The organism is Wolbachia endosymbiont (group A) of Volucella bombylans (assembly GCF_964026965.1).
In the GTDB taxonomy this organism is placed as follows: Bacteria; Pseudomonadota; Alphaproteobacteria; order Rickettsiales; family Anaplasmataceae; genus Wolbachia; species Wolbachia pipientis.
In genome coordinates, this window is record NZ_OZ034717.1 from 931,832 (window position 1) to 944,747 (window position 12,916).

At 33.6% G+C, this 12,916-nt stretch carries 12 protein-coding genes; 3 read left to right on the plus strand and 9 right to left on the minus strand.

Going from position 1 to position 12,916, the window contains the following annotated elements; all coding sequences use genetic code 11:
• Positions 1–206: 206 nt before the first annotated feature.
• From AAGD51_RS04705 to rseP, 5 genes are read right to left on the minus strand one after another with little or no spacing between them, the layout of a single operon-like run.
• Positions 207–3,131 carry an FAD-dependent oxidoreductase gene (locus AAGD51_RS04705; protein ID WP_341810383.1) on the minus strand — a complete coding sequence of 975 codons (2,925 nt, stop codon included), beginning with the start codon at positions 3,129–3,131 and terminating at the stop codon, positions 207–209.
• 45 nt (positions 3,132–3,176) lie between these two features.
• Entirely contained in the window at positions 3,177–3,608 is a 432-nt protein-coding gene (gene fabZ, locus AAGD51_RS04710; RefSeq protein ID WP_006279640.1) for a 3-hydroxyacyl-ACP dehydratase FabZ, read from the minus strand.
• Positions 3,609–3,612: 4 nt separating this feature from the next.
• Positions 3,613–4,164: an OmpH family outer membrane protein gene (locus tag AAGD51_RS04715; protein ID WP_077188197.1), complete on the minus strand. Its 552-nt coding sequence runs from the start codon at positions 4,162–4,164 to the stop codon at positions 3,613–3,615.
• Entirely contained in the window at positions 4,165–6,501 is a 2,337-nt protein-coding gene (gene bamA, locus AAGD51_RS04720) for an outer membrane protein assembly factor BamA (protein ID WP_077188198.1), read from the minus strand.
• Positions 6,502–6,509: 8 nt separating this feature from the next.
• Complete coding sequence (gene rseP / locus AAGD51_RS04725) at positions 6,510–7,628, minus strand: RIP metalloprotease RseP (RefSeq protein WP_341810384.1); 1,119 nt, start codon at positions 7,626–7,628, stop codon at positions 6,510–6,512.
• Between the two features lie 99 nt (positions 7,629–7,727).
• On the opposite strand from rseP, the gene AAGD51_RS04730 reads away from it, so the two are divergent.
• The gene (locus tag AAGD51_RS04730; RefSeq protein ID WP_006279484.1) at positions 7,728–8,006 is read left to right on the plus strand and encodes a succinate dehydrogenase assembly factor 2; all 279 of its coding nucleotides are present in this window, start codon (positions 7,728–7,730) and stop codon (positions 8,004–8,006) included.
• On the opposite strand, the gene AAGD51_RS04735 is transcribed toward AAGD51_RS04730, so the two are convergent.
• The 3 genes from AAGD51_RS04735 to AAGD51_RS04745 form a co-directional block, all read right to left on the minus strand.
• The gene (locus tag AAGD51_RS04735; RefSeq protein WP_010082086.1) at positions 7,981–8,307 is read right to left on the minus strand and encodes a cell division protein ZapA; all 327 of its coding nucleotides are present in this window, start codon (positions 8,305–8,307) and stop codon (positions 7,981–7,983) included. The genes AAGD51_RS04730 and AAGD51_RS04735 overlap by 26 nt on opposite strands.
• Before the next feature lie 72 nt (positions 8,308–8,379).
• Positions 8,380–8,658 (minus strand): HU family DNA-binding protein, encoded by a 279-nt coding sequence (locus tag AAGD51_RS04740; RefSeq protein WP_236514998.1) that lies wholly within the window; start codon positions 8,656–8,658, stop codon positions 8,380–8,382.
• A 29-nt stretch (positions 8,659–8,687) separates the two neighbouring features.
• Positions 8,688–10,340, minus strand: coding sequence for a 30S ribosomal protein S1 (locus AAGD51_RS04745; protein WP_012673366.1), 1,653 nt, complete (start codon positions 10,338–10,340; stop codon positions 8,688–8,690).
• A gap of 139 nt (positions 10,341–10,479) precedes the next feature.
• Between AAGD51_RS04745 and trmB the strand changes: the two genes are divergently transcribed.
• Positions 10,480–11,145: a tRNA (guanosine(46)-N7)-methyltransferase TrmB gene (gene trmB / locus AAGD51_RS04750; RefSeq protein ID WP_012673367.1), complete on the plus strand. Its 666-nt coding sequence runs from the start codon at positions 10,480–10,482 to the stop codon at positions 11,143–11,145.
• Between the two features lie 476 nt (positions 11,146–11,621).
• Here the strand turns inward: trmB and AAGD51_RS04755 are convergent, their stop codons facing one another.
• Positions 11,622–12,269, minus strand: coding sequence for a heme exporter protein CcmB (locus tag AAGD51_RS04755; protein WP_077188200.1), 648 nt, complete (start codon positions 12,267–12,269; stop codon positions 11,622–11,624).
• 106 nt (positions 12,270–12,375) lie between these two features.
• Between AAGD51_RS04755 and AAGD51_RS04760 the strand changes: the two genes are divergently transcribed.
• Positions 12,376–12,768, plus strand: coding sequence for a TraR/DksA family transcriptional regulator (locus tag AAGD51_RS04760; protein WP_064124828.1), 393 nt, complete (start codon positions 12,376–12,378; stop codon positions 12,766–12,768).
• Positions 12,769–12,916 lie beyond the last annotated feature (148 nt).

Here is a 12,916-nt window from a genome sequence, read left to right on the forward strand (position 1 = left end):
CAGAGTTTAGAGGGTTATAGAGAAACCGGTCAGATTAGGTTTTTAATCTAATCTGACCGATAGCTTTAATAGTGAGGTAAGCTTTAATATAGCACTCCTAATTCATAACGCTACACTCGTGCATAATTTATTTTTAATTTGTGCACGAGCGTTAGTAAATTATTTACTTTTTGAAATAAAATTTGGCATCACTTTAATATTGAGACTTAGTAAACCTCAGTAGGTCTGCCAGTTGGGCCCATAAGAATTATTTGCTCGCCTTCTCTTAAGTGTCTGCATAAATTAGTGGAGCCGCCGATTTCCAGCACAATAGTGGAAATAATTCCTTTTTTTTTGTCTACTTCAGTGCCGGTTACGGCTATACCTTCCATAGCAAGGTTTGTATTATTGGCTTTTCTGCCATTGGTTTCAAAATTTTGCAATCTAAAGAATTGCCCAGGCTTAAAATTCTTTGCCGCAAGTGGTGCTTTGATCACTATTTCCACAACTTTGTCTGTTAAATATTGAACTTTTATAACCTTTGCAGTGAATTGCTCTTTGATTCTATTAAATAATTCTTTATTAGCCAGGTCTTCAACACTTGACCACGCATTTTTTTTCTGGCCCACAACATCACACACTGGAATGACAGAAACGAAGCTATTAACTCCACTCAAAAGCTGAGAAATAATAGGGTAGCCGTTCTTAGCACTTGCCATAGCTTTCACGACGCTGCCACTATACGAAGGGTGAAGATCACCAAAAAAGCTGATTGTTTTATTGCCTTGCTTATACACTAATATTCTATCTTTATTTTGCATTTTAGGAGAAAATATTGGGTCTATTTCTTTTCCTGATGAATTCAAATGAGTAAAATACCCATTACTTAATTTAAAATGCTTTTTATCTTCTGTTGCAATAACTGTATTTGGCTCAGTACCTGCTGCTATAAAAATAGAACGTGCTTTTATACGTTTGATTTCGCCGGATTTTGTGTCTATCAGTTTTATTGATTCAGCATGGTTATATTTATCCGTCACAACTTCAACTGGCTCTAAGTTTTCAATAAAGTAAATCCCTTCTGACAGCCCATTTTGCACCTCTTCGCTATTTAATCGATAACTTGGTGAATCTTTTAGCTCTTTTCTATATATAACTTTCACTCCCCCGAGACTCTGCATCAACTCTAATATTTTTATTTCTCTATTCTCTTTTTTTGCTAACTTTTGCTTTTCTCGGATCAATTGTGCGTGTGATATAAACTCATTCGCAATTTCGCGCTCTTCTTCTGTCCAATCTTTTTCAACACAGTCCTTTCCATACTTATCAACTAATATCTCATAACGAAGAAGAAATTTTTCTACTTGAATTGGATAATACGCTAAAGCTTCAGTGGCAGTGTCAATCGCAGTAAGCCCAGCCCCTATTACAACTATCGGCATACGAACTTGCAGATTTGCTATAGAATCAAATTTAAGAGCGCCAGTCAGTTGTAACGACATAAGAAAGTCAGATGCCATACGCACTCCACGAGCTAGTATATTCTTTATTTTGATCATTCGTGGCTTGCCAGAGCCAAGTGCTAGGGCAATGTGATCAAAACCCGAGTTGAACGCGTCATCAACATTAATCGTGCCACCAAAACGAATGCCTCCATAAAGTGCGAAATGCTCACGTCTTTCCAGCAGTAATCTAATAATCTTTAAGTAATTCTTATCCCACCGAGAAGTAATACCATATTCTGCCACCCCACCAAACCCTCCTGCCGTGCGTTCACTCAATTTTTCGTGTTCAAAATCTTTAATTAGCTGGAAATTATCGATCAAAGGCTCAATTTTTAGTCCATCAATGGTGATAACGTTATGCCCATCGTTCAACAAATGATGAGCTAAATTAAAACCAGCAGGACCAAGGCCTACAATTAGAATGTTTTTTCCGGTGTTTTCTCTTGGCAATGAACGCTGAAAATTTAAAGGATTCCAACGGCTGAGCAGAGAATATATTTCAAATCCGTACGGTAAACTGAGCACATCATCCAGAATCCTTGTTTCAATTGCTGGCACATTTACGGGTTCTTGTTTTTGATATATGCACGAATTCATGCAGTCATTGCATATTCTGTGTCCAGTGGCTGCGCATAATGGGTTATCTATCATCACAATTGCAAGACTTGCTATGCTGTACCCTTCGCTTTTCACCAGATTCATTTCTGATATTTTCTGCTCTAGTGGGCAGCCGTGCAGTTCAACTTTTAGTGGAGATTGTTTAAAAGTATTGTCGTTATTAATTAGCCCCTTTGAGCAGCTGTCCTTACTTTGCTTATGACAAAATATGCAGTAGTGAGCATTATCTAGTGCTTTATTCAAACTCACCTTTTTGCTTGTTAGATCAAAACCGTATCGTCTTTTTACTTCATTTGAATACAGCACTTCAACTTTGTCCACTTCTTTTTTAGAAAATGGTATGAGGTTTTCGTGGTCGATTTTTTTATGAATACTGAATAATATACTCTGTTTATTTTTTACTCTCCACACTGCATATTGTGCTGCAAGTTCTATTTCTTCTTTGTGATTTTCTTTATCTTCAAACCAATGCATCACCTGCTCAGCAAAATTTTTTTCTGTTGTTGGCAAAGTGAGAAAATGACTTAGTTTGTTAGTAATATCTATATTCGCCACATTAGTGTATTTCTTCAATGCATAGCGTTGGACAAATAATCTTTTGCACTTATATATTACAGCAAAGTCGTTGTGCTTTTTCTTTAGCTCCTCTATTTCTTTTTCAACATTGAAAAGTTTTGCAATAAATTCATCAAGTAAATATGAGAGGTCTACTATTAACTGACTATCTGTCATCCAAGTAGCTGACCGTCCTTCTTGTTTTCTAGATCCCAGTGTCAAGCACTGGGATGACGGGGGGTGACACTGGGATGACGGGGGGTGACACTGGGATGACGGGGGGTGACACTGGGATGATGGGAGGTGACACTGGGATGACATCGAAGAAGAAGCTGCTTTTTCTCTTGCTTCAATTAATGAACAAAACAAGCTCTCATCACATGATTTAATATAATTCAAAAATGTCTCATCTAATTTTGTTAATCCATTGCGAGTATATAGATTCGAAAATGAGATTTTGAAATTCAGCTTCATTGCTATACTATAAAGTGTACATGCTGTTTCTTACAGATGAAGATTTTATTTATTTTGCAGTACTGCTGAGATTGTTGCTTCTGCAACTTTTTCTTCGCTAACAGATGCAATACACCTAAATTTGTGTACACCTAAACACACACTTTGAATGTTAGCTTGAAGAATCAATGTGTCCCCTGGAGTAACTGGCTTTCTGAATTTTGCATTTTCAATGGATCTCAAGTAAACAACTTTATTTTCTATTGTTTCTTTACCTAGAACACATATAGCAGATGCCTGAGCTAGAGATTCAATTATCAAGACTCCTGGCATTATTGGATGACCAGGGAAGTGGCCAATAAAAAATGGCTCATTGAAAGTCACATTTTTGATTGCTTTTATACTTTTACCAGGATCACACTCTATAACTCTATCTACTAAGAGAAACGGATAAGAATGTGGTAATATTTTTATAATATCACTGATATTAAATTGCATAAGCCTACTCAATGCCTTTCAAAGCAAATTCAGGTATTTTCTTGTTTATATTGTTTAATACCACATCTGATAAATCAACTTCATCCATGGAGTATAAAACTTGGTTCTTTTTTGAAATAAATAGTACCAAATCTATGTTGTTTTTTTCTGCCGTTTTTTTAGCGACTTCTTTTATCTTGTTAAAAACACTCTCTACTGCGTCTCTATAGCTTTCTTCTAAATGTAACATTTTTTTAGCGTAATTATCTCTAGTATTTACAGTGTGCTTATTAAACTGTTCTGTCTTTTCTTTTTTTGCTTCTTCTGACAAAAGTTCAAATTCTTCTTTTGATGGCTTAAGTTTTTCTAACTCACTTTCAAATTCTTGTTGTAATCTAGAATTCTGCTCCTTTATTTGTTGTTGTATATTTTGCAGAGCAAGAGATTCATTGATGACTTTGTCACTATCGATAATTGCAGCTTTTGTGTTCTGAGGTTGATATCCTACAAACTTATACCCCACAAATAAGGAAATAATTAAGGCAATAACTGATATAAATAACTGTATATATTTCATTCAAATCCCCGCTTCAATAGAAAATTTAACATTTGGTGATGGTATTATATCATAAGATTCCTTTACTAAAGGAAACCCGAAATCCAATCTAAGTCTACCAAAAGGAGAAAGCATTGAAAAGCCAAAACCTGGTGACACTCTCACAAGCTTGCTATCATAGTATTTCCCTTCATACTTCTTATTTTTATCATCTAAGCCAAAAAGTGTCGCATAGTCAACAAATAGTGAGCCTTTGATACCAGCATAGTCATATAGTTTTGGTAGAGGAAAATCCACTTGCTGTGTTAGATTAAAATAAGTTTTGCCTCCTAATGAGCTTTTATTTTTGTCTTCTGCTCTTGGTCCAATACCGGAAAGGTCAAACCCTCTAATCTCATTACCCCCTTTAAAAAAGTGCTGGCCAATGTTTAGATTTTCATCAGTATAAGAAAAAATATGACCTGCCGCCATCTTAAAGCGTAGCGTTATATCATCGTCAATTTTGCTTAATATAGGGTGCGTATAAAAAGATAAGAATTCAGATTTTAGGAAATTCACGTTTCCTCCCAATCCTGAAATATCCTGACTTAAGCGCAGTAAATACCCTTCTTTTGGAGCATATAGATTATCCAGTTTATTATATGCCAACGTGTATCCCACTGATGAAATCTGATGTTTACCTTTTCGGTCCAGTATTATTTCAGAGATATCGGTGTCTTGTCCACCCTTATTATCCATGTGTATATGATTATACTTATAAGAATAGCGAAGGGAATTAGTTAAGTTCTCTGTGACTTTATATGATAACTTTGTAAAAAATCCCATATCGCAACTATCAAAAGTAGTGTTTGGTTTATCTTGTTTTTCATAAAATACACCCATGCCTAGTGACGTATCAGAATCGTTAAAATTATTTTCAACAAACTCTAAATCAGTAGAAAATACGTATTGACTTTTTTCAAGAGCAAAAGAGAGCTCTTTTCCAGTACCAAATAAATTACGGTCTTTGAGGTCAATTTTAATCAATGCTCCACCAGGAAGAGACACACCGCCTCCCAAATACAACGAAGTAGTGTTTTTTTCTTTAACATTTAAGTCAAGATTTACTGTATTGTCATTAACTGCGTAACTATTTACTTTCACTGTTTCAAAAAAATCACTACTCATTAGTTTTTTACGTGACTTTTGAATCTCAGATATATTGTATGCATCACCTTCTGCTACACTTAGCTTACTTCTGATCACTTTATCTAAAGTGCGATCGTTACCATCAATTGTAATTTGATTTATATAAATCTTTTTACCCGGCAGCACTCTGTAGGTTACATCTACAACGTTGTCACGTTGTGCATACTCTGGATTAACTTTTGCAAATATGTATCCTTTTTCATTTAAATATTTGTTTATTTTTTCTACTGTATTATTAATTTTAACTCTATTAAATATCTTATCGTTTTCCTCTGTTATAAAATCCAATATTTCTTCTTTTAGGCTCAAATCCTGAATTTCAGTTTCAATATTAACCTCATTATTTCCAAACAAATACTGCTGTCCTTCGTCAATCAAAAAAGTTAACTCTGTTTGATTGTTATTATCAACCTCAACAATTGGTTGAATATTATTTTGAATATATCCCTTAGACGAATAAAAACGATCGAGCAATTCTGTGTTAATCAATAGATATTGCGGTGAATAATGATTTTCGCCTTTAAAAATGGCTCTAAATAACTTACTAAATATGTCATTACTATGTCTTTTAATAACTTGCTCTAGCTCATTTTCAGAAAAGTTTTTATTGCCTATAAATCTTATATCCTTAATTTTAGAGGTTTTGCCTTCTTTTATTTTGAAAATTAGATTGACCCTATTACTATCGAGCTTCTCCAACTCATATTCAATTTTAACGCCAACCTTACCGTTATTTCTATAAGTAGTGATTAAATTCATTAAATCGTTTTGCAATTTTGTTTCAGTGAAAATAGTTAGCGATTTTGACTGAATCACATTATTTAGTAACTCTTTGCTATTAAATAACTTATTACCCTTTAATATTATCTTGTTAATTAGTGGATTTTCTTGAATTTTTATTACTAAATTTTTTTTATCATCTATGTAAGCATTAACACTAGCAAATAACTTTGTTTTATATAGATCTTTTATAATTGAGTCTATATCATCGTCGTTTATATAATCACCAGATTTTAGTTTTATATAGAACCCTATTGTCTGGTTGCTTACCCTCTCATTACCAATACATTTGACATCTTTCACCTGCACTTTTTCCGCAGTTCCTAAAGCAACAAGCAGGGCAGGAAAAGAAATAAAAACCACTACCAGTATATAAAATAGCTTTTTCATATTTTATTTCAAAAAAGATCCCTAATATCATTTGACATTCCAGTTGCCATAAGCAAAAACAACACTAAAGCACCAAAAATAGCTGCATATTTTTGACATTTCAAGCTTAAATCCCTACGTATAACCGCTTCTATGATATAATGAAATAAATGCCCACCATCTAGCAGTGGTATTGGCAGCAAGTTAATTGCAGCTAAATTAGCTGAAATGATTGCCATAAAATATAGAACCATAATAAATCCCTTTTTAGCTGATTGTCCTGAATATTTTGCGATTTTTATTGGTCCACCTATTTCATTGATACTCCTTTTACCAACAATAATGTGAAAGAGAGCTTTGATCGTTAAGCACATAGTGTGGTAAGTTTCACTTATTGATAAGCTCACAGCCCCAAGAAAAGACGACTGCTTTAATGTATTGACTGAAATAATCCCTATAGTTTCTCTTTCTATTGTGTTGCCAAAAACGTCTTTGTCCTTGATTATTAATGGAGTTAAACTGGTCCTGTGCTTCTCATTATTTCTGCTATACTCAATCTCCATTCTTGTTTTAGGATTCGACATTATCACACGTGAAATATCTTCAAAGTATTTTATTTTATGCTCATTGATTTGTGTAATAGTGTCACCTGGCAACAAACCAGCTTGCTTAGCTGCACTACCTTCGATTACATTTTCAATCACCGGTGGAGTGCGATAATAACCTGCTATGCTAAAAAATATTGTAAAAGCTATAACAGCAAATACCATGTTTGCAAAAGGCCCTGCAAAAACTACTGCTGCTTTTTTATGACGCGGTTTTGTATGAAATGAATACAATTTTTCTTCTTCCGTTAATTCTTGTTGATCAGCTGGGACACTCGCTGCATTAGTATCTCCTAGCATTTTAACATAACCACCCAATGGAACAGCGCTTAATTTCCATCTAGTTCCAGACTTATCGTTAAAACCAAAAATTTCAGGACCAAAACCTATGGAAAAAGATTCAACTTTAACTTTGCATGCTTTGGCAACAACATAATGCCCATATTCATGCACGAATACTATGACAGAAATTATTAAAGAAAATGATAAAAAATAATATATTCCATCGCTAAATTGATGGATAAGATTAGAAATTAATTCCACCTGTATATTTAGATCTTAACAAAATGTTAAGTATATTAAAATGCGCCTCGCTTGACAAGTATTTAGTTTAACTTTTAAATTAAAAAAAGTTTAATTGTAATGACAGATACCTCACTACTCAGAAGAAAATTAATATATAGAAGCTGGCATAGGGGTTGCAAAGAAACCGATATACTTTTAGGGCATTTCGCATTGAAATATCTTGATAAATTTTCCTTAAGCGAACTAATCGAATACGAAAAAATAGTTGATCTTGATGATTACGAATTATATTGTTACATAACTCGTAAGACAAACCTCCCTCCTGGCTTGAATAGTCAGATAGTCAATTTAATTGCTTGCTTTATTGAAGCTAATCCTTTATGCACTCAAGATTAGTGATAATCTTATTTACCTTATCTAGTACCTCAGTATATTCTATTCTTTTCTCGTTTCTATACTTTTCGCGCTCTTGATTTACTTCATCTAATCGCTTTGTTAATTCTAAAATTTTATCCTCAAGAATTAGTGCTGCAAGTAAGAAATTTAATGCATCCGAACCCTTACCTCCAGTTTTTTGAGATACAGAACTAACTAACTTGTCAAAACTATTAGCAAGGCGTAATAAATGATTCCCCTTCCCACTTTCGCAAGATATTTTATATGTGTTATTACGTATAACTATTTCTACTACTTGCATATGGTGCTAAAAATTTCTATCGTACAGTATAAACTCAAACCCCTACTTTCATCTTATTTATGGTATAAATTTTTATTCATTTATCAAATCAGATAATTTTTTACTGCTACGAAAATATGTTTTAAAGTATTGATTCTTTGTAAACTTCTGTAACATTAAATGGTTTGTTTCTTTCAAGTTATAACTTCTAACTGAAAAAGAACCAAACCCCCTAATTTCAACTCTATTATGATGTTTCAATGTGCTTGAAAGTATCCCAAAAAATCTATCAACTATAGCTGCTATAACAATCTTATCTAAAAAAGGATGCCTTTTTGCTACCCTCGCTATTATATCAGACTTTGTTGCCATTTATATGAAGCCAAAATAAGTAAACCTTATCACTTAGCAGATAATGCTATGTTATATTCTTCAACACCCAATACTTCAACTTCTATTTTTTCTGATATAGAGAATTTTTTATTCTCTGGTAAATGCTCTTGATCTATTAGAAGGGTTACATCGTTCTCAACTTCAACGACTAGTCCATTATCTTCTCTCTTACCTACAATAACCTGTATTTTATCACCTACCTTAACTTTCTTTATCAGTTCTTCAAGAGGATCATACTCTATTTGTTTTATTCCAAGATAAATTCTTGCCCGATTCACGTTAGCCCTTATTACTTTTGCTTCTATTTTATCACCTACATTATACTTCTTTATCTCATCTGAACCATTTTTAGACCAACTAAAATCTTTCACATATATTGTCCCTTCTACGTTCTCATCTATTTCAGAATCACCGAAAGCAACAGATACATATGAGCCGGTATTATTCTTCACTTCACCAGAAACAATAGAACCAGGAGGATATTTATTGATAAATACTTGCCAAGGGTTGTCTACACACCTTTTCATGCTTAAACTCATCCTACTCTTAGCAATGTCAATACTGAGAATTTTTACATATACTTCTTGTCCCCTTGTTACGAGACTACTAACTGGTAAATTACTCTTAACCCAAGTTATTTCTGACGAGTGCACTAAACCTTCAATTCCAGGTCTAAGCTCAACAAATAATCCATAATCTTCTATGCTTGTTACATAACCCTTATGCACACTATCAACTGGATATTTTGACTCTGCATCTTGCCAAGGGCTATCTTCTAGCTGCTTCACACCCAAGGAAATTTTAGCATTTTCCTTGTCTATTTTTATAATTTTAACTTTTATAGTCTGACCACAAGTAAAAACTGCAGACGGATGACTTACCCTACTCCAAGAGATATCTGTAATATGTAACAATCCATCTATAACTCCCACTACATCTGATTCATGAATACCGACAAATACACCGTAATGAGTGATACTTTTTATTTTCCCTTCTATTATATCGCCTTCATTTAAAGATTCTAAAAATTTAATTTTTTCACCAGCGTGCAATTTTTCTAACACCAGCTTTCTTGATACTACAATATTGCCCTGCTTCTTATCCATTTTAAGCACGATGAACTTTTGTTCAGTTTCAATAAGGTGCTTCGCATCTTTTACTTGCTTCAAATCCACATGACTCAGCGGTAAAAAAGCGCTTATTCCGTCACCAAGATCAACAATAAAGCCACATTTAATTGAGCGTTTAATAACTCCGCTTACTTCAGCCCTTGTAACTGTATCTTCTTCCAACTTATTCCATTTTTCGTCCCTAATGGCTTTTTCACGACTAAGAACAACATTACCATGATAATCTTCAATTCTTTCCACATAAACTCTGATTTTCGAGCCAATAATGACCTCATCATTACAACCGAGTTCCTTGATCAGAATTCTCCCGTCAGATTTTAAACCAATATCAACCACAACGTCGTTAGGGTTTATTCTTGTAATTACACCTTCTACCACATCTCCTTCTTTAATTTTGTTAACAAAAGAATCTTCAAACAAGGTATTATCTTGATCCTCAAATTGGCCTTGACATATCTCTTCTATAAATTTGTTTGATGATAGCTTTCTGATAGTAACCGGTAGATTTACGACTGGATTATTATTATTCATACCTTTAACTTAAACTTTATTAGAACTCATATATTATATAATATTAACAATTATTGACAAGTAATTTTTCATTAACTCATTTCGAGAATTGTTTAAGCTATATAAAATATAGTGAGAAAATTATATATGTATCAAGAATATGCTATTTAAGAATAGCAAGTGGATTAGATCGTTCTCCAGAAGGTCCAGGCTAAAACCTGATGTTGATGAAATATTGGAAAAATATTCTATTCAAAACAGCAAGGAATCTATAGAGAAAATTGTAAATTCACAAAAAAGAATATGGGTAGAAATAGGCTTTGGCAACGGTGAAAATATGCTTTACCAGGTGCTCAATGAACCTGATCTATTATTTATAGGATGTGAGCCCTACTTAAAGGGGGTTTCTCGCTTGCTGACAAACATAGAAATACAGAACATAAAAAATATTTTAATGTGGACAGAAGATGCAAGAGAATTGATTGCAAATTTTCCTGATAACAGTGTTGAAAGATTCTTTATTCTCTTTCCAGATCCATGGCCAAAAAGAAGTCACAATAAAAGACGATTAATTAATACGGAATTTTTAAATTTATTAGCAAAAAAAATACTTATAACAGGGGAAATATTCATTGCAACCGATCATCAGGACTATGCAGAGTGGATAGCATCACATATAAAGCAGTGTAACTCTTTAATCTATAGGGAAGACGATTTCACAAGTTATACTCTTACAAAATACCACAGAAGAGCGCTCAAAGATCAGCGTAAAGTGAGGTTCTTTAAAGTAAGTGTTATTAATAATTTGCAGACTATGGATCAATAGAGTTTTTGCATATCTCTTTTACGTTAACTATAGATTAAAAATAATAAAAAAAGAGGGAGAAATAGAGTAAATTCCTTTAACTACTTCTCCTTATGAAGGAATAGACTTCTTGCATAACCCAAACTAAGTAGAAAAAAGGTATCATCCAAGTAGCCCCTTTCTCGTCATGCCGCTGCGAATCGTCATACCGCCGCGGCGCTAACACGTAGCGGGATGATGAGGCTTATCGTCATGCCACCGCGAACCGTCATACCGTCACGGTATCTCTTAGCCGCTAACAAGTAGCGGGATGACGGTTGTCAGGTTAGCTGTTATCCCAGTTTTTGACACTGGGATGACAACGAAGGGCTACTTGGATGACAGGGAAGGATGCTGGAATGAGGGTTTTTCAAATTGTCGATAAACCTAAATCTATAATAACTATTTGCCTTTTTTCTAGGTTATGCAAGAAGTCTACTGAATAACAGTAAGATTTTTCAATCCTGTTCCACAGCAAATTTTAGTGCCATGTGAGTAGTTATGGTGCTGTTAACAATCAAAATAACAAAAATTAAGATGGTGATTAGTAGTGTATAAATATTCAAGGACAAATTTTCAAATTGAGTTAGCATTTTAAAATACACAAAGGTTGGCATTATCATTGGCAAAACAAGAATTTGCGATACTCCTGATGCTAAGTTGTTTCGACCAATCATCAATGCATTTCCAGTAGCTGAAATATTAATGATTATCAGCGTATTAAATAATAAAGACACTCCAACTGCTATTGAGTGTTCAATACTATTGCATAGAACTGCAAAGCTGAATATGGAAGAAATCACTGAAATTGGTAATCCAAATAATAGCCAGTGAGCGAAAATTTTATAAGCAACTATAAGCCTAGAAGAGAGTGGCTGTACAAAGATTTGCTCTAATATTCCATCATGATAATCAGATGTAAACAAATTATTTGTAGAAATCTGCAAAACAAATGTAGCACATATCCATGTTAATGTTAACATAACTTCTTGTTTATTGTTGTTTTTAAGTGTAAATGAAGATAAACTTAACATTATGATAAAAATACATACTATATAGGTAAAGTTCTTATCATCTATTACTAATTTTTTTACTGAGTCGATCATACTAGGCTTTTAAATGTTTATTATAAATTATAGTGTTTACTTTGAGGTAGTATAATTTTTTGTTCATAAATTATATAGGTTTTATTATTTTTTTGATAATGCAATTATGGAAAAGTTACCAAAAATAAAGTCACCAGAAGATTACACTCCTTCAGAAGATGAAGAATATATGAGCGTAAAACAACTGGAATACTTCAGCTTAAAGTTACAGTCAATACTCGCTGAGCTGGAGAAACAAGAACTAGAAGAGAATAGTATTGATACATACTATTCTGATGGAGATAGTGGAAACGAGGAATTAATCAAGCGTCGAAAAGATAGAAAAGAAAAAATTAAGGAGGCGTTAGAAAAAATAAAATTAGGCACTTATGGTTACTGCGATGGAACAGGAGAAGAAATAGGAGTCGAAAGACTTAAAGCTAATCCGCTTGCTATATATTGTATTGAAGAGCAAGAGAGAGTAGAAAAAGAAAAGAACGTGTACAACATTAACGATTAATTTACACATAAGTGGTGAGCCCATTGGACTTCAAGAGGAGCAAGAGGCGCTGAAGTATGTTATGCTATAAAGAAAGTGGAAAATTGGACATTCTCAACTTGACTCCTGCAGATTAAAAATTAAGTTGTATCCGTTCAGGCAATGGCGT